Genomic DNA, 20,219 nt, shown 5'->3' on the forward strand with positions numbered 1-20,219 from the left:
GCGGCTATCCTGCCGCCCATGCTGAAAGCCCTGATCTTCGACGTCGATGGCACGCTGGCCGATACCGAGCGTGACGGCCATCGCATCGCCTTCAACGCGGCCTTCGCCGAGGCAGGCCTGGACTGGCACTGGGACGAGGCGCTGTATGGCGAACTGCTGGCCGTCACCGGCGGCAAGGAACGCATGCGCTTCTACTGCGAGCGCCACGTTCCGGCCTTTCTGGAGCAGGCCGATGCCGACGGACGCATCAAGGCCCTGCACGCGGCCAAGACCCGGCACTACCTGAAGCTGCTGGCCGCGGGCGGCATTCCGCTGCAGCCGGGGGTGGCGCGCCTGTTGCGCGCGGCGCATGGCGCCGGCCTGCGCTTAGGCATAGCCACCACCACCACGCCGGAGAACGTCACCGCCCTGCTGCCCGCCGATCTGATGGCGCTGTTCGAGACAGTCGGCGCTGGCGACACGGTGGCAAACAAGAAACCCGCCCCCGACATCTACCTATGGGTCTTGCGTGAGCTCAACCTGCCGCCATCGGCCTGCCTGGCCTTCGAGGACTCCGCCAACGGGCTCAAGGCCGCACTCGCCGCCGGCCTGCCGACCGTGGTGACGGAAAGCGAATACACGCGCGAGCATGACTTCGCCGGCGCGCTGGCGGTGCTCTCCGACCTCGGCGAGCCGGACCGGCCAAGTGTCGCGCAGCGCGGTACCCTGCACGGGAAAGACCTGGTCGACCTTGAACTGCTGCGGATCTGGCACCGTGACGCCATAAGGCAAAACTTATGATGATGATAAAAACACGTGACTGGTAGTTATGGATGTTGCTGACTAAGATGCGTATCAAGATTTCCTGAATGCCATACTTTCACACCGTCGAGAATGAGGAGAACCGAATGGATCAATCGAACCGCTATGCCGACCTGAGCCTCAAGGAAGAGGACCTGATCAAGGGTGGCAAGCACATCCTGGTGGCCTACAAGATGAAGCCGAAAGCCGGCACCGGCTACCTGGAAGCCGCCGCGCATTTCGCCGCCGAATCTTCCACCGGCACCAACGTCGAAGTGTCGACCACCGACGACTTCACCAAGGGCGTCGATGCGCTGGTCTATCACATCGATGAAGCCACCGAGGATATGCGCATCGCCTATCCGATCGACCTCTTCGACCGCAACGTGATCGACGGCCGCTTCATGCTGGTGTCCTTCCTGACGCTGGTCATCGGCAACAACCAGGGCATGGGCGACATCGAGCATGCCAAGATGATCGACTTCTACATGCCCGATCGCGTGATCCAGATGTTCGACGGCCCGGCCAAGGACATCTCCGACCTGTGGCGCATCCTCGGCCGCCCGGTCAAGGACGGCGGCTACATCGCCGGCACCATCATCAAACCCAAGCTCGGCCTGCGGCCGGAGCCGTTCGCGGCGGCGGCCTACCAGTTCTGGCTCGGCGGCGACTTCATCAAGAACGACGAACCCCAGGGCAACCAGGTCTTCGCGCCGATCAAGAAGGTGCTGCCGCTGGTCTATGACGCGATGAAGCGCGCCCAGGACGAAACCGGACAGGCCAAGATCTTCTCGATGAACATCACCGCCGACGACCACTACGAAATGTGCGCCCGCGCCGATTTTGGTCTGGAAACCTTCGGCCCCGACGCCGACAAGCTGGCCTTCCTGGTCGACGGCTACGTCGGCGGTCCCGGCATGGTCACCACGGCGCGCCGGCAGTACCCGAACCAGTACCTGCACTACCATCGCGCCGGCCACGGCGCGGTGACCTCGCCCAGTTCCAAGCGCGGCTACACCGCCTTCGTGCTGGCCAAGATGTCGCGCCTGCAGGGCGCTTCCGGCATCCACGTCGGCACCATGGGCTACGGCAAGATGGAAGGCGAGGGCGACGACAAGATCATCGCCTACATGATCGAGCGCGACGAGTGCCAGGGCCCGGTGTACTTCCAGAAGTGGTTCGGCATGAAGCCGACAACGCCGATCATCTCCGGCGGCATGAACGCGCTGCGCCTGCCCGGCTTCTTCGAGAACCTCGGCCACGGCAACGTGATCAACACCGCCGGTGGCGGCTCCTACGGCCACATCGACAGCCCGGCGGCCGGCGCCATTTCGCTGCGCCAGGCCTACGAATGCTGGAAGGCCGGCGCCGACCCGATCCAGTGGGCGAAGGAACACAAGGAATTCGCCCGCGCCTTCGAGTCCTTCCCCAAGGATGCCGACAAGCTGTATCCGGGCTGGCGCGAGAAGATAGGCGTGCACAAGTAAAGGCTTTGGTCCGCAGATTACGCAGATTGACGCAGATTAAAGCGATGTTCATCTGCCCAAATCTGCGTAATCCGCGGATAAAAACGAATTCGACATGACCGACACTTACGCAATTCACGCCGAACCGTTTTACGCGCCGCAAGGCCGCGAGGTGCAGCTCTATGAAGCGGCCTACGCCGCGCGCCTGCCGGTGATGGTGAAGGGGCCGACCGGCTGCGGCAAGTCGCGCTTCGTCGAGTACATGGCCTGGAAACTGGGCAAGCCGCTGATCACCGTGGCCTGCAACGAGGACATGACGGCCAGCGACCTGGTCGGCCGCTACCTGCTCGAAGCCAACGGCACGCGCTGGCTCGACGGCCCGCTGACCACCGCCGCGCGCATGGGCGCGATCTGCTATCTCGACGAGATCGTCGAGGCGCGCCAGGACACCACCGTGGTGATCCACCCGCTCACCGACCATCGCCGCTCGCTGCCGCTCGACAAGAAGGGCGAGTTGATCGAAGCTCATCCCGACTTTCAGCTGGTGATCTCCTACAACCCCGGCTACCAGAGCTTGATGAAGGACCTCAAGCAGTCGACCAAGCAGCGCTTTGTCGCCTTCGACATGGACTATCCGGCGGCGGAACTCGAAACGACCATCATCGCCACCGAAACCGGGATCGACGAAGCCACGGCGGCGAAGCTGGTCAAGGTCGGCCAGGCCGGCCGCAACCTCAAGGGCCACGGCCTCGACGAGGGCATCTCGACGCGCTTGCTGGTCTATGCCGCGTCGCTGATCAGGCATGGCGTCGACGCCACCGATGCCTGCCGCATGGCGCTGGTGCGGCCGATCACCGACGACGCCGACATCCGCGCAACGCTCGACCACGCCATTGACAACATCTTCGCCTAGGCGCCGCAAAAGTCGGCGCTGACGACACGGCGACAGGATCATGGCGGACGCACGCAAGCGGCAGATGACCCATCCCCAAGTCCAGGCCTGCTGGGTCGCGATGGATTGCGGCTTTGCGCAGGTCGCCGACGTCTTCGAGGAATGCGTCTACGAAGCTCTGAGCACTTTCCGCAAGGAAGAGGTGGATGCCTACATCGAAACCGCGCGCCTGCTCGGCAAGATGGGGCGCGGCGCCGAGCCGGTGCTGGCGTTCCTCGAAGAATGGCCTTCCGTCGCCAACGCCGTGGGCGCCGATGTCCTGCCGGCGGTGACGGACTTCATCCGCGCCATGCAGAAGTCGCCCAACAGCCAGGCGATCACGCCCTTCCTGCAAACCCTGGCGGCCGCGGCGCGGCGCCTGCAATCGCGCGAGCAGCTGCACTTCTACATCGGGATCGCGCGCGAGCTGATGACGCGTACCACGGGATCGATCCACGGCCATCACAGCACTTTTCCCAGTCCCGGCCTTCCCGAATTCTTCAAGCAGGCGCCGCTCCTGCTGAAGCTGTTGTCAATGGCCGGGCTGCAGAACTGGACGAACTACGGCATCGCCAACTACGCCGGTCATCCCGAGCGGCAGGAGGAATATTTCAGCCTGCAACTGGCCGACAGCCGCGCGGTGCTGCAGCGCGAACGCCACGGCACGCTGTTCGCCGACGTCGAGCGCAGCCTGGCGTTCTACCTGCGCGCGCTGTGGGATGACAGCGAGCATCTGGTGCCGTATTCGACGGCATTCGATGAACTGCGCCAGCCCATTCCCTACTACGACAAGCTGGGCATGCGCGTACCGGACGTGCTCGACGATGCAGACCGAAAGGGCGGCACAGTCAGCGGCCTCGACCGCTACCGCGCCGTGCTGGCACACATGGTCGGCCACCGGCGCTGGAGCGTCGCACAGGTCGCCGACAACTGGAGCCCCTTCCAGCGCATGGCCGTCGAGTTCTTCGAGGATTGCCGCGTCGAGACCCTGCTGATCCGCGAGTATCCCGGCCTGCGCCGCATCTTCCTCGCGCTGCATCCGCATCCCGTGGCGGACGCCTGCGATCCCGCGACCACCTCCTGCCTGCGCCATCGCCTGGCGATGCTCTCGCGGGCGTTTCTCGATCCGGCGCACGGCTATAGCGATCCGGTGCTGCTCGATTTCGCGGGCCGCTTCCAGGCGCTGCTTGCGACGGGCACGTCGAGCACCGCGGAAATCGCCGCACTGGCGCTGTCCTGGGTCGCCAAAACCCGCCGCCAGAGCGACCAGCTGGCCAAAGTGCATTTCGACGACACGGTGGTCGATTACCGCGACGACAACCGCCAGCTCTGGAAATTCATCGAAGCCGGTGACGAAGAAGAGGCCTTCGATCAGGAACGCAAGATCGAGCCGGGCGAAGAACTCAAGGGCCTGCCGCCGCGTCACTATCCCGAATGGGACAGCGGCAGCCAGACCTATCGTCCCGACTGGGTCAGTGTGTACGAGGCGCTGCATGCGGCGGGCAACGCGGCCGACATCGACCGGCTGCTGGCGAAGCACGCCGCGCTGGCCAGGCAGTTGAAGCGCCTGCTCGACCTGCTCAAGCCGCAGGACAAGGTACGCATCCGCTATCAGGAGGAGGGCAGCGAACTCGACCTCGACGTGGCGATCCGCTCGCTGATCGATTTCAAGGGCGGCGCCACGCCCGATCCGCGGATCAACATGAGCCACACCACCTGCGGCCGCGACATCACGGTGCTGCTGCTGCTCGACTTGTCGGAATCGCTCAATCAGAAAGTCGGCGCCGGCGGTACGGCGGGACAGACCATCCTCGAACTCAGCCAGGAAGCCGTGTCGCTGCTGGCCTGGGCCATCGATTGCCTGGGCGACCCCTGCGCCATCGCGGGCTTCCGCTCCAACACCCGCCACGAGGTGCGCTACCAGCACATCAAGGGCTTTTCAGAGCGTTGGGACGATACCGTCAAGGCGCGTCTGGCCGCAATGGAAGCCGGCTGGTCCACCCGCATGGGCGCCGCCCTGCGCCACGCCGGCCACTATCTGGCGCCGCGCCAGACCGCGAAGAAAATCCTGCTGCTGCTGACCGACGGCGAGCCCGCCGACATCGATGTCGCCGAGCCGCAGCACCTGCGCGCCGATGCGAAGAAAGCCGTGGGCGAACTGGCGGCGCAGGGCATCACGACTTTCTGCCTGAGCCTCGACCCGAAGGCCGACGACTATGTGCGCGACATTTTCGGGAACAACTGGCGCGTCCTCGACCGCATCGAGCGCCTGCCGGAAACCCTGCCGAGTCTCTACCTGGAATTGACCCGCTGACGGCCGCCGCTACTCGGCGCGAACCCAGGTCTGGGTGCGGCCGATGAACAGGATGGAGCCGCGCATTTCGAGCTTCCTGCCGCCGTCGATGACCGTCACCTTGGCGTTGTAGCTCTTGCCGTTGTTCGGATCGAGGATCTTGCCGCCGCTCCAGACGGTGTCGCTTTCCTTCTTGAGGTCGGTCAGGATGGTCATGCCGATCACCGGCTTGCCCTTGCGCGGATCGTCGCCGGCGCATTCGTCGCATTTCGAGTCCTGCTTGGCCGGATCGACGATCTTCTCCACCGTCCCCGAAAGCACGCCGTCCTTTTCCGTGATGCGGACCATGGACTTGACCTTTTTGGTTTCGTCATCGATGGTGTTCCAGGCACCAACCGGCGACATGGACTGGGCAAAAGCCGGCAGGGCGAGGCCGGCAGCGCATGCGACGGCACACAGGCGGGATGGCAATGAAGTCATAGGAGTCTCCTTTTCGGACGGGGGCGTGAAGGCCGGATTATGGCCCGCCGGCCGGATTTCGGCTGCGCCGTGAGCCGCAACAACCGACTTATTTGAAGGATAAGAAAAAGTGAATGGTGCTTATAGATCGATCCGATTACATTGGTCGGCAACAAAGCGGGCTTGTCCGCGCCTGCAGTGCGCAGCGGCCGCAGCTACAACATCCTAAGGAGCAGGACTCATGCACCAGCGACGCACCACGCTGACCCGCTACACCATCGAGCAGGAACACAGGCATCCGGGTGCCTCCGGCGAGTTTTCCGGGCTGCTCAACTCTCTGGCCACCGCGATCAAGATCATCTCCAACCAGGTGAACAAGGGCGCCCTGGTCGGGATGCTGGGCGATGCCGCCAGCGACGGCGCAGCGGTCAATGTCCAGGGCGAGGTGCAGAAGAAGCTCGACGTCATGAGCAACGACGTCATGCTGAAGGAAAACGAGTTTTCGGGCCACTTGAGCGGCATGGCCTCCGAGGAAATGGAAGACGTCTATGCGCTTCCCGCCCATTGCAAGCGCGGCAAGTACCTGCTGGTCTTCGATCCGCTGGATGGCAGCTCGAACATCGACGTCAATCTGACGGTGGGGACCATTTTTTCGATCCTGCGTGCGCCGAATCCCGGCAAGGACGCCAGCCTCGAGGATTTCCTGCAGCCGGGCACCGAGCAGGTCTGCGCCGGCCTCGCGCTCTATGGGCCGTCGACCATGCTGGTGCTGACCACCGGCAATGGGGTCGATGGCTTCACGCTCGACCGCGACATCGGTGCCTTCATCCTCACCCATCCGCAGATGCGCATTCCGGCCGAGACGCACGAGTTCGCCATCAACTCGTCCAACGAGCGTTTCTGGGAGCCCCCGGTGAAACGTTACGTGGAAGAGTGCCTGGCCGGCAAGACCGGTCCCCGCGGCAAGGACTTCAACATGCGCTGGGTCGCCTCGCTGGTGGCCGAAACCTTCCGCATCCTGACGCGCGGCGGCATCTTCATGTACCCGCGGGACAGCAAGGATCCGGCCAAACCGGGGCGCTTGCGCCTGATGTACGAAGCCAATCCGATTTCCTTCCTGATCGAGCAGGCCGGCGGCGCATCGACCACCGGGCGCGAGCGGGTGATGAATGTCGCACCGACGGATTTGCACCAGCGCGTGCCACTGATTTTCGGCTCGAAGAACGAAGTCGAGCGCCTCTCCAGCTACCATGCCGAATATGCCAGCGGCAAGGAGCCGGATACCTTCAACTCGCCGCTGTTCTCGACGCGCTCGCTGTTCAGAACCCAATAACCCAGGAGGTTCCCATGTCGGTCAAGCATCCCATCGTCGCCATCACCGGATCTTCCGGTGCCGGAACATCCACGGTCACCAAGTCCTTCGACCTGGTCTTCCGCCGCGAGAACATCAAGGCCGCCATCGTCGAGGGCGATTCCTTCCACCGCCATGACCGCAAGTCGATGAAGGTGGCGATGGAAGAAGCCCGGCTGCAGGGCAACAACCATTTCAGCCACTTCGGTCCGGAAGCCAATCTGCTCGAGGAGCTGGCGGGCCTGTTCAAGGGCTATGGCGAGACCGGGATGGGCAAGGTGCGCAAGTATCTGCACAATGCCGACGAAGCCGCGCCTTACGGCCAGCAGTCCGGCGAGTTTACGCCCTGGGAGGATATCCCCGCCGGCACCGACCTGATGTTCTACGAGGGCCTGCACGGCGCAGCGGTCACCGACACGGTCAATGTCGCGCAGCATGCCGACCTGCTGGTCGGCGTGGTGCCGACGGTCAACCTCGAATGGATCCAGAAGCTGCACCGGGACAAGAATCAGCGCGGCTATTCGACCGAGGCCGTGGTGGATACCATCCTGCGCCGCATGCCGGACTACATCAACTACATTACGCCGCAGTTTTCGCGCACCCACGTGAATTTCCAGCGGGTGCCGACGGTGGATACATCCAACCCGTTCATCGCCCGCGACATTCCGACGGCCGACGAGAGCTTTGTCGTGATCCGCTTCGCCAATCCCAAGGGCATCGATTTCCCCTACTTGCTGTCGATGATCCACAATTCCTTCATGTCGCGGCCGAACATCATCGTGGTGCCCGGCGGCAAGATGGAACTGGCGATGCAACTGATCTTCACGCCCATGATTCTGCGCCTGATGGAGAACCGCAGGCGGGCCTGAGTTTCAGCGAATCAAGCACCTAGCTGTCTACCTAGCGCGATCCGCCCGGTTTCGCCGATAATACCGGGCTACCCTGACGGAACCCATCCCGTCTCCAGACCAATCGATGCCGCCATGACAAATTCCGCAACCGCACCCGCCTCGGTGGGCTCCAAGCTTTCCAACGCCATTCGCGCCCTCGCCATGGACGCGGTGCAAAAGGCCAACTCCGGCCATCCCGGCGCCCCGATGGGCATGGCGGAAATCGCCGAAGTGCTGTGGACCAAACACCTGCGCCACAATCCGGCCAATCCGAAGTGGGCCGATCGCGACCGCTTCGTGCTGTCCAACGGCCACGGCTCGATGCTGATCTATTCCCTGTTGCATCTGAGCGGCTACGCCCTGCCGATCGAGGAATTGAAGAACTTCCGCCAGTTGCACTCGAAGACCCCGGGCCACCCCGAGTACGGCTACACGCCGGGCGTCGAGACCACCACCGGCCCGCTCGGCCAGGGCATCACCAACGCCGTCGGCATGGCCATGGCCGAGAAGCTGCTGGCCGCCGAATTCAACAAGCCCGGCCACGAGATCGTCGATCACCGCACCTGGGCCTTCCTTGGCGACGGCTGCCTGATGGAAGGCATTTCGCACGAAGCCTGCGCGCTGGCCGGCACCTGGGGCCTGGGCAAGCTGACCGCGTTCTGGGACGACAACGGCATTTCGATCGACGGCCATGTCGAAGGCTGGTTCACCGACAACACGCCCAAGCGCTTCGAGGCCTATGGCTGGCACGTGGTACCGAACGTCGATGGCCACGATCCGGTCGCCCTGAATGCCGCGATCAACGCCGCCAAGGCGGTGACCGACAAGCCTTCGCTGATCTGCTGCAAGACCGTGATCGGCCTCGGCGCACCGAACAAGCAGGGCACCCACGACGTGCATGGCGCGCCGCTGGGTGATGCCGAAATCGCCGCCGCCCGCGCCAACATTGGCTGGCCGCACCCGGCATTCGAGATTCCCGCGGACGTCTATGCCGGCTGGGACGCGAAGAAGAAGGGCGCCGAGTTCGAGGGCGCCTGGAACGACAAATTCGCTGCTTACGCCAAGGCCTTTCCGGCGGAGGCCGCCGAGTTCAAGCGCCGCATGGCCAATGAGTTGCCGGCCAGCTGGGCGGCGCACGCGAAGAAGGTCGTCGCCGAGGCGAACGCCAAGGCCGAGACCGTCGCCACGCGCAAGGCTTCGCAGATTTCCATCAATGCCCTGGCGCCGGCGCTGCCCGAGTTCGTCGGTGGCTCCGCCGACCTGACCGGTTCCAACCTGACCAACTGGGCGGGCTGCAAGCACGTCTCCGGCAAGACGCCCGGCAACTACATTTCCTACGGCGTGCGCGAGTTCGGCATGGCGCACATCATGAACGGCATGGCGCTGCATGGCGGCATCCTGCCCTTCGGCGGCACCTTCCTGATGTTCTCGGAATACGCCCGCAATGCCCTGCGCATGTCGGCGCTGATGAAGCAGCGTGTGATCTACGTGTTCACGCACGATTCGATCGGCCTCGGCGAGGACGGCCCGACCCACCAGCCGGTGGAACAGACCGCGACCCTGCGCATGATCCCCAACATGGACGTCTGGCGTCCCTGCGACACGGTGGAAACCATGGTGGCCTGGACGGCTGCCGTGGAGAAGCTCGGCGGCCCGAGCTCGCTGTGCCTGTCGCGCCAGAACCTGCCTTTCGTGGCGCGCGACGAAGCGACCATCGGCAACATCAGTAAGGGCGGCTACGTCATTTCCGAAGCCAGGAACGGCAAGCCCAAGGCCATCATCATCGCCACCGGCTCCGAGGTCGATCTGGCGCTCAAGGCCCAGGCGGCGATGGAGGCGGAGATTCCGGTGCGCGTGGTGTCGATGCCCTGCACCAACGCCTTCGACCGCCAGGATGCCGCCTATCGTGACTCGGTGCTGCCGAAGGGCGTGCCGCGCGTCGCCATCGAAGCCGGTGTCACCGACGGCTGGTACAAGTATGTCGGCGCCGCCGGTGGTGGTCAGGGTGCCGTGATCGGCCTCGACCGCTTCGGCGAATCGGCCCCTGCCGGGACGCTGTTCAAGGAATTCGGCTTTACCGTGGCAAATGTTGTGAAAACGGTCGAACAGTTCATTTAATCACTATCAGGAGACTTTCCAAATGGCTATCAAAGTTGGCATCAACGGCTTCGGCCGCATCGGTCGCATGGCATTTCGCGCCATCGCCAAGGACTTCCCCGAGATCGAAGTCGTCGCCATCAATGACCTGCTGGAGCCGGATTATCTGGCCTACATGCTGAAGTACGATTCGGTGCATGGCAACTTCAAGGGCGACATCGCCGTCGATGGCAACATGCTGATCGTCAATGGCAAGAAGATCCGCCTGACAGCCGAGAAGGACCCGGCCAACCTGAAGTGGAACGAAGTCGGCGCCGAGATCGTCATCGAATCGACGGGCTTCTTCCTGACCAAGGACACCTGCCAGAAGCACATCGATGCGGGTGCCAAGAAGGTCGTCCAGTCGGCGCCGTCGAAGGACGACACGCCGATGTTCGTCTATGGCGTGAACCACACCAAGTATGCCGGCGAGACCATCGTTTCCGCCGCTTCCTGCACCACCAACTGCCTGGCGCCCGTGGCCAAGGTGCTGCACGACAACTGGGGCATCAAGCGTGGCCTGATGACCACGGTGCATGCCGCCACGGCGACGCAAAAAACCGTCGATGGCCCGTCCAACAAGGACTGGCGCGGCGGCCGCGGCATCCTCGAAAACATCATCCCGTCCTCCACTGGCGCCGCCAAGGCTGTCGGCGTGGTGATTCCGGAACTCAACAAGAAGCTCACCGGCATGTCCTTCCGCGTGCCGACTTCCGACGTCTCGGTGGTCGACCTGACCGTGGAACTGATCAAGGAAGCCCCCTACAAGGACATCTGCGCGGCAATGAAAGCAGCTTCGCAAGGCTCGATGAAGGGCGTTCTCGGCTACACCGAAGAAAAGGTGGTTGCCACCGATTTCCGCGGTAACCCCCTGCCGTCGACCTTCGACGCCGAGGCCGGCATTGCGCTCGACAGTACCTTCGTCAAGGTCGTCGCCTGGTACGACAACGAGTACGGCTACACCTGCAACATGTTGAACTTCCTCAAGCACGTCGCCAAGTAAGGCGCATTGGGAGCAATTGCAATGAGCTTCAAGCGTCTTACTGATTTCGATCTGGCGGGCAAGCGCGTCTTCATCCGCGCCGATCTGAACGTGCCGGTCAAGGACGGCAAGGTCACCTCGGACGCCCGCATCACCGCCTCGATGCCGACCATCCAGCACTGCCTCAAGGCGGGGGCGAAGGTGATGGTGACTTCACACCTCGGCCGTCCGGAAGAGGGTGTGTATGCCGACGAGAACTCGCTCAAGCCGGTGGCCGATGTCATGGCTGCGCAGTTGGGCAAGCCGGTGCGCGTGATCCGCGACTGGGTCGATGGCGGGTTTGAAGTTGCCGCCGGCGAAGTGGTGCTGCTGGAGAACTGCCGCTTCAACAAGGGCGAGAAGAAGAACGTCGAAGCGACGGCGAAGAAGTACGCCGCGCTTTGCGATCTCTTCGTCATGGATGCTTTCGGCACCGCGCACCGCGCCGAGGCCTCGACCTACGGCGTGGCGCAATTCGCGCCGGCGGCCTGTGCCGGCCTGCTGGTAGCCGAGGAACTGGAAGCGCTGACCAAGGCGCTGGCCACCCCGGCGCGGCCGATGGTGGCCATCGTCGGCGGTTCAAAGGTGTCGACCAAGCTCACCGTGCTCGAAGCGCTGTCCGAAAAGGTCGACCAGATGGTGGTCGGTGGCGGCATTGCCAACACCTTCCTCAAGGCCACCGGCAGGAACGTCGGCAAGTCGCTGTGCGAGGACGACCTGGTACCGACCGCCCAGGCGCTGATGAAAAAGATGACGGCGCGCGGCGCCACCATTCCGATCGCCGTCGACGTGGTTTGCGGCAAGAAGTTCGATGCCGCTGAACCCGCGGTGGCCAAGGACGCCGGCGCGGTGGCCGACGACGACATGATTTTCGACATCGGCCCGAAATCGGCCCAGGAACTGGTCGACATCATCATGAAGGCCGGTACCGTGGTCTGGAACGGCCCCGTCGGCGTGTTCGAGTTCGACCAGTTCGGCGAAGGCACCAAGGCCATTGCCATGGCTATCGCCAAGACCAAGGCCTTCACCCTGGCGGGTGGCGGAGACACCATCGCCGCGATCCAGAAGTACGACATTTACGACAAGGTGTCCTACATCTCGACAGCCGGCGGCGCTTTCCTCGAATTCCTCGAAGGCAAGAAACTGCCCGCCGTCGATATGCTGGAGCAGCGCGCCAAAGGCTGACGCAAATCCATCAGACTTTCAATGCTGATACGCCACCGCCGATGATGAAACACGCGAAAGTCAAATTGAAGGCCCGCCCCTCCCATCCTCCCCTCACGGGGAGGCTTCTGATCAGCTCGCTTCGCTCGACGATCACCCGTCGCTCCGAACGAGTTATTTCACGTTAACAATGACCGCCCAACGTTCGACCAAGATCGTCGCTACCCTGGGGCCGGCTTCCAGCAGCCCGGAGCGGCTCGCCGAACTGGTGGCGGCCGGCATCGACGTGGTGCGCCTGAATTTTTCGCATGGCACGGCGGAAGACCACAAGAAGCGCATCGACATCCTGCGCGATGCCGCGCACAGGGCGGGCCGCACGGTCGGCGTGATGGCCGACCTGCAAGGACCGAAGATACGCATCGGAAAATTTGCCGCGGGGCCGGTCGCGATCAAGGCCGGACAAGGCTTCATCCTTGATGCCGCGTGCCCGCTGGGCGACGCGACACGCGTCGGCCTCGATTACCCCGAACTGATAGACGATGTGGTCGCGGGCGATGTGCTGCTGCTCGACGATGGCCGCACCGTGTTCGATATCGAACATATCGAAGGCACCGAAATTCATTGCCGCAACCGTCACGATGGCGAACTGTCGAACAACAAGGGCATCAACAAGCAGGGCGGCGGGCTCTCCGCGCCGGCGCTGACGCCCAAGGACATGGCCGACATCAAGACCGCGGCGGCGCTCAATGTCGATTACGTTGCCGTGTCCTTTCCCAAGTCGGGTGCCGACATGCGCCAGGCGCGGCAGTTGCTGCGCGACGCCGGTTCCGACGCCCTGGTGATCGCCAAGATCGAGCGCGTCGAGGCGGTGGAGAATCTGGAAGACATCCTGCACGCCACCGACGGCATCATGGTGGCGCGCGGCGACCTCGCGGTCGAAGTCGGCGATGCCGCGGTGCCGGCCCTGCAAAAGCGCATGATTCGGCTGGCCCGCGAACACAACCGCTTCGCCATCACCGCCACGCAGATGATGGAGTCGATGATCACCAGTCCGGTGCCTACCCGTGCCGAGGTTTCCGACGTGGCCAACGCGGTGCTCGATGGCACGGATGCAGTCATGTTGTCCGCGGAAACCGCTTCCGGCGCCTACCCGGTACAGGCAGTCGAGGCCATGGTTCGGGTTTGCGTTGCCGCGGAGCAATCGCAGACCGTCACCCTCGATACGCATTTTCTCGATCAGGTGTTCACGCGCATCGACCAGTCGATATCGATGGCCGCATTGTTCACCGCATTCCACCTCAAGGTGAAGGCGATTGCGACGCTGACCGAGTCGGGCTCGACCACGCTGTGGATGAGCCGGGTCAATTGCGGCGTGCCAATTTACGCGCTGACGCCGCGCATCCGCACCCGCTACCGCGTCAGCATCTACCGCGACGTCTATCCGCTGCTGACCGAGTACATCGCGACGGATCGCGACGAACTGCTGTGGCAGGCCGAGGAGATCCTGATTGCCGCCGGTGCGGTGGTGCCCGGCGACCTGATCGTGCTCACCATCGGCGAACCGATCGGACAAGCGGGCGGCACCAACACCATGAAACTCGTCAAGGTCGGCGAGCACCGACCGCCCAAGCCAGCCATCAGATAACCCTAGGAGATTGCCATGCCCCTCGTATCCATGCGTCAACTGCTCGACCATGCCGCCGAAAACGGCTACGGCCTGCCGGCCTTCAACGTCAACAACCTGGAGCAGATCCAGGCCATCATGGAAGCCGCGGCGGAAACCAACAGCCCGGTCATCATGCAGGGCTCGGCCGGCGCCCGCAAATATGCCGGCGAGCCCTACCTGCGCCACCTGATCGAAGCGGCGATCGAGACCCATCCGGACATCCCGATCGTGATGCACCAGGATCACGGCGCCAGCCCGGCGATCTGCATCCAGTCGATGCGCTCGGGCTTCTCCAGCGTGATGATGGACGGCTCGCTGCAGGAAGACGCCAAGACCCCGGCCAGCTTCGAGTACAACGCCCGCGTCAGCAAGCACGTGGTCGACATCGCCCATGCCATCGGCGTTTCGGTCGAAGGCGAACTGGGCTGCCTCGGTTCGCTGGAAACCGGCATGGGCGAGAAGGAGGACGGCCACGGCGCGGAGGGCGCGCTGTCGCACGACCAGTTGCTGACCGACCCCAACGAAGCCGCCGAATTCGTCAAGGCGACGGGTGTGGACGCGCTGGCGATCGCCATCGGTACCTCGCACGGCGCCTACAAGTTCACCCGGCCGCCCACCGGCGCGGTGCTGCGCATCGACCGCATCAAGGAAATCCACGCCCGCATCCCGAATACCCACCTGGTGATGCATGGTTCCTCGTCGGTGCCACAGGACTGGCTGAAAATCATCAACCAGTACGGCGGCACCATGGGCGAAACCTACGGCGTCCCGGTCGAGGAAATCGTCGAGGGCATCAAGCACGGCGTGCGCAAGATCAACATCGACACCGACCTGCGCATGGCCTCCACCGGCGCGATCCGCAAGTACCTGGCGGAGAACACCAAGGACTTCGATCCGCGCAAATATTTCGCCGCCGCCCGCAAGGCGATGAAGGAAATCTGCGTGGCCCGCTATACGGCATTCGGTTGTGCCGGCCAGGCCAGCAAGATCAAGCCGATGTCGCTGGAAAGGATGGCCGAGCGCTACAAGAAGGGCGAGCTCAACGCCATCGTGAAGTAAGCGACGATTTGCGGTAAATTAACGGGCCGCCCCGCTCGGGCGGCCTTTTCCTTTGTCCAGCATGGATATCCGGTCCCACACCTTCGATCGACTGCGCAAGTTCTTCAGCAGCGGCCTCGACATTGTCGAGTATGCCGGCCTGCTGGTGATCGCCTTCGCCACCACCATCGCCATGTACCAGGAAGCGATGCTGATGATCGAGTCGCACCGGGTGACGCTGGCCGACCTGCTGCTGATGTTCCTCTATCTCGAAGTGCTGGCGATGATCGGCCAGTATTTCAAGTCGGGCCAGCTGCCGGTGCGCTTCCCGCTGTACATCGGCATGGTGGCCCTGGCGCGCTACCTGATCCTGGATATCAAGGAAATGACCGAGTGGCGCATGCTGGCGGTTACCGCCGCGATTTTCCTGCTGACGGTTTCCGTGCTGGCGATTCGCTACGGCCATGTGCGCTACCCCTATCGCGAGGATGCCGACGAGAAGTCGGCCAAGCCCTACGTTCGCGAGTAATTTCCAATTTCAGAGCACCTTCATGCCCATTTCCACCCCTCCCATGTTCGAGTCCACCATCAAGAGCCTGCCGCTGCTCGGTCGCGGCAAGGTGCGCGATATCTACGCCGTGGGCGAGGACAAGCTCCTCATCATCACCACGGATCGCCTGTCGGCTTTCGATGTGATCCTGCCCGACCCGATTCCGGGCAAGGGCGCCGTGCTTACGGCCATGGCCAATTTCTGGTTCGGCAAGCTGGCCCATGTGATACCCAACCAGTTGACCGGCATCGACCCGGAGACGGTCGTGGCAAACGAAGAAGAGAAAGCCCAGGTACGCGGCCGCGCACTGGTGGTGAAGCGCCTCAAGCCGCTGCCGATCGAGGCGGTCGCGCGCGGTTACCTGATCGGATCGGGCTGGAAGGACTACCAGGCGACGGGCGCCGTCTGCGGGATTGCCTTGCCGTCCGGCATGCAAATGGCCCAGCAGCTGCCGACACCGATCTTCACCCCGGCGACCAAGGCCGAGATGGGCGACCATGACGAAAACATCGACTACGCCACGGTCGAGAAACTGATCGGCGCGGATCTGGCGAAGACCGTCAAGGAAACCACCCTGCGCCTGTATCGCGAGGCTGCCGCTTTCGCCCGCGTGGTCGGCATCATCATCGCCGACACCAAGTTCGAGTTCGGACAGGACGAGGAGGGCCGGCTGTACCTGATCGACGAAGTACTGACGCCGGACTCCTCGCGTTTCTGGCCGGCCGATCGTTACAAGGTCGGCATCAGCCCGCCCAGCTTCGACAAGCAGTTCGTCCGCGATTACCTGGAAACCCTGGACTGGAACAAGCAGGCACCGGGGCCGACGCTGCCGCGGGACATCATCGACAAGACGGCCGCCAACTATCTCGAGGCGCTGACCCGCCTTGCCGGCCCGCATACGATCTGATGTTGCCGATGCGGCTGGTCCGATGAACGATCCCGTCGCCGTCTTGCCAGCGCCGACTCCCGGTCTTCCGAAAGTCCGCCGCATAGGTTTTTCCGCGCCGCTGAAATGGCTCGGGCTGGGCTGGCGAGACCTCTGGCGGCAACCGGCGGCGAGCCTGTTCTATGGCATCGCGATCGCCGTCACCGGCGCGGTCATTCTCGGCGTGACTGCCAACCTAGCCTATCTGTTCGCCGCCGCCATCACCGGTTTTTTGCTGGTCGCGCCGATGCTGGCGGCCGGCCTCTACGAACTCTCGCGCCGCTATCTGGCCAATGAGCCGGCCTCGCTGCCGGACTCGATGCTGGCCTGGAAGCGCAACCCATCGGCGCTGGTCAGCTTCGGCCTGTTGTCGATACTGGCGGGTACCGCATGGCAGGTGGCGTCCATCGTCATCGTCGCGCTGTTCTACAAGGGCAGTGCCTTGCAGCCGCTGGCCATGATGATCGAGGTGCTGATCAATCCACAGCACTACCTGATGTTCTTCATCTACATCTGTGCGGGCGGCGTGTTCGCGGCGGTGGTGTTCGCCCTCAGCGTGGTTTCGATGCCGATGCTGGTCGATCGTCGCTGCGAGCTGCTCTGCGCGCTGACCACCAGCATCAACGCCGTGGCCGAGAATCCGCTGCCACTGGCGTTCTGGGCTTTCGTCATCATGCTGCTGACCGGCCTCGGTTTCGCCACCGCGCTGGTCGGCCTGGTCATTGTCATGCCCTGGCTGGGACACGCCAGCTTTCATGCCTACAAGGAGCTCGTCGAGTAAACGACGAGGCATTGCAGTTTCCTTCTTCGCCCCCATCTGGACACGATGAATCCATTGCTCGATTTCAGCGGGCTGCCCCGCTTTGACGCCGTTCAGCCCGAACACGTCACTCCCGCCATCCGCCAACTGCTGGATGAAAACCGCGCCCTGACCGAGCGCCTGATCGCGCCGGAAACCGCCGCGACCTGGGATGCGTTCGTGCAACCGATGCTCGATGCCGGAGAGCGCCTGTCGCGCGCGTGGGGCATCGTCGGGCATCTGCATTCGGTCAACGACGTGCCGCCCTGGCGCGAGGCCTACAACGCCATGCTGCCCGAGGTGTCGGCCTTCTACGCCGACCTCGGGCAGAATCTGGCCTTGTTCGCCAAGTACAAGGCGCTGGCCACGGGTGCGGAATTTCCCGCCTTGTCGCCGGCCCGACGCCGCATCATCGAGAACGAGTTGCGCGATTTCAGGCTGTCCGGCGCGGAACTTCCGGAGGAGCAAAAGCCGCGCTTCAAGGAAATCCAGGAGGAGTTGTCGGCGCTGGGTGCGAAGTTCTCCGAGAATGTGCTCGATGCGACCAATGCCCATGCCGAATGGATCGAAGACGAAGCCGGGACCAAAGGCTTGCCCGAGGATGCGAAGGCCGCGGCAAGAGCGGCTGCTGAAAAGGACGGCAAGCCCGGCTGGAAATTTACCCTGCACGCGCCGTCCTACATTCCGGTGCTGCAGTTCTGCGACAACCGCGATTTGCGTGCCCGCATGTACCGCGCCTACGCCACGCGCGCTTCGGAGTTCGGTCCCGCCGAACTGGACAACGGCCCGCTGATCGACCGCCTGCTGGCCCTGCGCAACGAAGAAGCAAAGATGCTCGGCTACGCCAGTTTTGCCGAGGTCTCCCTGGCCACCAAGATGGCCGACACGCCGGGCCAGGTGGCGTCCTTTCAGCGCGACATGGCGGCCAAGGCGCGCCCCTTCGCCGAACGGGACATCGCCGAATTGCGCCGTTTCGCCGCCGCGGAACTGGGCATGGACACGCTGGAAAGCTGGGATCTGTCCTGGGCCTCGGAAAAGCTCAAGCAGGCGCGCTACAGTTTCTCGGATGACGAAGTGAAGCAGTACTTCCCGGAGCCGAAAGTGCTGGCCGGATTGTTCCGCGTCATCGAGGCCCTGTTTGCCGTGAAGCTTGCACCCGATGCGGCGCCCGTGTGGCATCCCGCCGTGCGCTTCTTCCGCATCGAGCGCGGGGGCAAACTGATCGGGCAGTTCTATCTCGACCTGTATGCTCGCGAAACCAAGCGCGGCGGGGCGTGGATGGACGAAGCGATCACCCGTCGCCGAATTCAGCATGGCGTGCAGACACCGGTGGCCTACCTCAACTGCAACTTCCCCGCGCCGGTCGGCGAGGGTACGCAGATGCGGCCCGCCACCTTCAGTCACGACGATGTCATCACCCTGTTCCACGAATGCGGCCACGGCTTGCACCACCTGCTGACGCAGGTGGACGAACTGCCGGTGTCGGGTATCCACGGTGTCGAATGGGATGCGGTGGAACTGCCGAGCCAGTTCATGGAAAACTTCTGCTGGGAATGGGACGTGCTCAGCGGCATGACGGCGCACGCCGAAACCGGCGCACCACTGCCGCGCGCGCTCTACGACAAGATGATCGCGGCGAAGAATTTCCAGAGCGGCTTGCAGACCCTGCGCCAGATCGAATTCGGCCTGTTCGACCTGCTGCTGCACAGCGAGTTCGTACCAGGCGCCGGCAAGGGTTTCATGGATCTGCTGGCCGATGTCCGCCGCGAGGTGGCGGTGCTGGTGCCGCCGGAATGGAATCGCTTTCCGCACAGCTTTTCGCACATTTTCGGCGGCGGCTACGCGGCCGGCTATTACAGCTACAAGTGGGCCGAAGTGCTGTCCGCCGATGCCTACGCGGCCTTCGAAGAGGCCGCCAGATCGAGCGGCAGCACCCTCGATGCGGCGACCGGCGAGCGCTTCTGGCGCGAAATCCTGTCGGTCGGAGGCTCGCGCCCGGCACTCGAATCCTTCAAGGCATTCCGCGGGCGCGAACCGCAACCGGATGCCCTGTTGCGGCACAACGGCATGGCCGTGGCGGCTTGAATCGCCGTTGCCTGCCCGGGCCTTGCCTGCCGGGAATTCCGCTTCGCGGGCCGGCAAAGCGGAATCCCAGGTACGCAGAGCGCAGCCGGCGCCGGCTTTCTGTTTCAGCCTTCGCCAGCCAGGCTGGCGAATTCCCGGTCGAGAATCGCGGGATCGCCGCTGTTCAGCTCCACCAGTCGGCGCAGGTGGGTGATGCTGTCGAGATCGATGCTTTCGCAGCGCAGGCCGACGTGGCGTCCTTCGACATGCATGACCTTGGTCCACATCGTGATGGTGGCGTCCGCCGCGAGTTCCAGGGAAAGGCGGCACTCCTCGCCGGGCTTTCCGTGCCAGGCATTGCCGGTTTCGAGCAGTGCGCCTTTCAGCGATATGTCCTGCAGTCGAGCAAAGGCATTGCCATCATGGGTGGTCAGGCGCACCGGCGAATGAAACACGGCGCGCCAGAAATTGCGGCGCTCAGTAGCCTTTGTCACGCAGTTTCTCCTTCGACTGGGCAACGCTGAAATCGATGCCGGTGAAATATTTCTGAAGCGGGCAAGGGGTGTCCGGGTGGCAGCCGTGCTCGCGGGCGCATTCGCGCTGGGTCTCGTCCAGCAGCACCATCTCGCCGCAGACAGGACAGGGGGCGACAGGTGAATCGAACATGATGCACCTCCATTTCCTCG

Annotated in this window: 18 protein-coding genes; 15 read left to right on the forward strand and 3 right to left on the reverse strand. The window is 63.6% G+C overall.

Going from position 1 to position 20,219, the window contains the following annotated elements:
- The first annotated feature begins 18 nt into the window (after positions 1 to 18).
- From SUTH_RS03760 to SUTH_RS03775, 4 genes are all read left to right on the forward strand, one after another.
- Positions 19 to 780 (forward strand): HAD family hydrolase, encoded by a 762-nt coding sequence (locus tag SUTH_RS03760; protein ID WP_041097201.1) that lies wholly within the window; start codon positions 19 to 21, stop codon positions 778 to 780.
- Between the two features lie 107 nt (positions 781 to 887).
- Positions 888 to 2,267 carry a ribulose-bisphosphate carboxylase gene (locus SUTH_RS03765; protein WP_041097203.1) on the forward strand — a complete coding sequence of 460 codons (1,380 nt, stop codon included), beginning with the start codon at positions 888 to 890 and terminating at the stop codon, positions 2,265 to 2,267.
- Positions 2,268 to 2,361: 94 nt separating this feature from the next.
- Positions 2,362 to 3,159, forward strand: a complete 798-nt coding sequence (locus tag SUTH_RS03770) for a CbbQ/NirQ/NorQ/GpvN family protein (protein WP_041097205.1) — start codon at positions 2,362 to 2,364, stop codon at positions 3,157 to 3,159.
- A gap of 40 nt (positions 3,160 to 3,199) precedes the next feature.
- Positions 3,200 to 5,491 (forward strand): nitric oxide reductase activation protein NorD, encoded by a 2,292-nt coding sequence (locus SUTH_RS03775; protein ID WP_052473180.1) that lies wholly within the window; start codon positions 3,200 to 3,202, stop codon positions 5,489 to 5,491.
- Positions 5,492 to 5,500: 9 nt separating this feature from the next.
- On the opposite strand, the gene SUTH_RS03780 is transcribed toward SUTH_RS03775, so the two are convergent.
- Positions 5,501 to 5,950: a DUF2147 domain-containing protein gene (locus SUTH_RS03780; RefSeq protein ID WP_041097207.1), complete on the reverse strand. Its 450-nt coding sequence runs from the start codon at positions 5,948 to 5,950 to the stop codon at positions 5,501 to 5,503.
- Positions 5,951 to 6,170: 220 nt separating this feature from the next.
- On the opposite strand from SUTH_RS03780, the gene SUTH_RS03785 reads away from it, so the two are divergent.
- The 11 genes from SUTH_RS03785 (at position 6,171) to SUTH_RS03835 (ending at position 19,554) form a co-directional block, all read left to right on the forward strand.
- Complete coding sequence (locus SUTH_RS03785) at positions 6,171 to 7,262, forward strand: class 1 fructose-bisphosphatase (protein WP_041097209.1); 1,092 nt, start codon at positions 6,171 to 6,173, stop codon at positions 7,260 to 7,262.
- A 14-nt stretch (positions 7,263 to 7,276) separates the two neighbouring features.
- Positions 7,277 to 8,149 (forward strand): phosphoribulokinase, encoded by an 873-nt coding sequence (locus tag SUTH_RS03790; RefSeq protein WP_041097211.1) that lies wholly within the window; start codon positions 7,277 to 7,279, stop codon positions 8,147 to 8,149.
- A 114-nt stretch (positions 8,150 to 8,263) separates the two neighbouring features.
- Positions 8,264 to 10,288 (forward strand): transketolase, encoded by a 2,025-nt coding sequence (tkt, locus tag SUTH_RS03795; RefSeq protein ID WP_041097213.1) that lies wholly within the window; start codon positions 8,264 to 8,266, stop codon positions 10,286 to 10,288.
- 22 nt (positions 10,289 to 10,310) lie between these two features.
- A complete protein-coding gene (gene gap / locus SUTH_RS03800; RefSeq protein WP_041097215.1) occupies positions 10,311 to 11,309 on the forward strand; it encodes a type I glyceraldehyde-3-phosphate dehydrogenase in 999 nt (332 codons plus the stop codon).
- A 21-nt stretch (positions 11,310 to 11,330) separates the two neighbouring features.
- Entirely contained in the window at positions 11,331 to 12,512 is a 1,182-nt protein-coding gene (locus SUTH_RS03805) for a phosphoglycerate kinase (RefSeq protein ID WP_041097216.1), read from the forward strand.
- 169 nt (positions 12,513 to 12,681) lie between these two features.
- Positions 12,682 to 14,136 (forward strand): pyruvate kinase, encoded by a 1,455-nt coding sequence (gene pyk, locus SUTH_RS03810; protein WP_041097218.1) that lies wholly within the window; start codon positions 12,682 to 12,684, stop codon positions 14,134 to 14,136.
- Between the two features lie 15 nt (positions 14,137 to 14,151).
- Positions 14,152 to 15,216, forward strand: a complete 1,065-nt coding sequence (fba, locus tag SUTH_RS03815) for a class II fructose-bisphosphate aldolase (RefSeq protein WP_041097220.1) — start codon at positions 14,152 to 14,154, stop codon at positions 15,214 to 15,216.
- A gap of 61 nt (positions 15,217 to 15,277) precedes the next feature.
- On the forward strand, positions 15,278 to 15,724 hold the full coding sequence (locus tag SUTH_RS03820) for a phosphate-starvation-inducible protein PsiE (protein ID WP_041097223.1): 447 nt from the start codon (positions 15,278 to 15,280) through the stop codon (positions 15,722 to 15,724).
- A gap of 22 nt (positions 15,725 to 15,746) precedes the next feature.
- Entirely contained in the window at positions 15,747 to 16,652 is a 906-nt protein-coding gene (locus SUTH_RS03825) for a phosphoribosylaminoimidazolesuccinocarboxamide synthase (protein WP_052473183.1), read from the forward strand.
- A 22-nt stretch (positions 16,653 to 16,674) separates the two neighbouring features.
- Positions 16,675 to 17,451: a DUF2189 domain-containing protein gene (locus SUTH_RS03830; RefSeq protein ID WP_052473185.1), complete on the forward strand. Its 777-nt coding sequence runs from the start codon at positions 16,675 to 16,677 to the stop codon at positions 17,449 to 17,451.
- A 45-nt stretch (positions 17,452 to 17,496) separates the two neighbouring features.
- A complete protein-coding gene (locus tag SUTH_RS03835) occupies positions 17,497 to 19,554 on the forward strand; it encodes a M3 family metallopeptidase (RefSeq protein WP_171817306.1) in 2,058 nt (685 codons plus the stop codon).
- Between the two features lie 104 nt (positions 19,555 to 19,658).
- Here the strand turns inward: SUTH_RS03835 and SUTH_RS20190 are convergent, their stop codons facing one another.
- Positions 19,659 to 20,027: a PilZ domain-containing protein gene (locus SUTH_RS20190; protein ID WP_041097227.1), complete on the reverse strand. Its 369-nt coding sequence runs from the start codon at positions 20,025 to 20,027 to the stop codon at positions 19,659 to 19,661.
- Positions 20,011 to 20,199 (reverse strand): hypothetical protein, encoded by a 189-nt coding sequence (locus SUTH_RS03845; RefSeq protein ID WP_041097229.1) that lies wholly within the window; start codon positions 20,197 to 20,199, stop codon positions 20,011 to 20,013. Before SUTH_RS03845 ends, SUTH_RS20190 begins: the two co-directional genes overlap by 17 nt.
- Between the last annotated feature and the right edge of the window lie 20 nt (positions 20,200 to 20,219).

The organism is Sulfuritalea hydrogenivorans sk43H (assembly GCF_000828635.1).
Taxonomy (GTDB): domain Bacteria; phylum Pseudomonadota; class Gammaproteobacteria; order Burkholderiales; family Rhodocyclaceae; genus Sulfuritalea; species Sulfuritalea hydrogenivorans.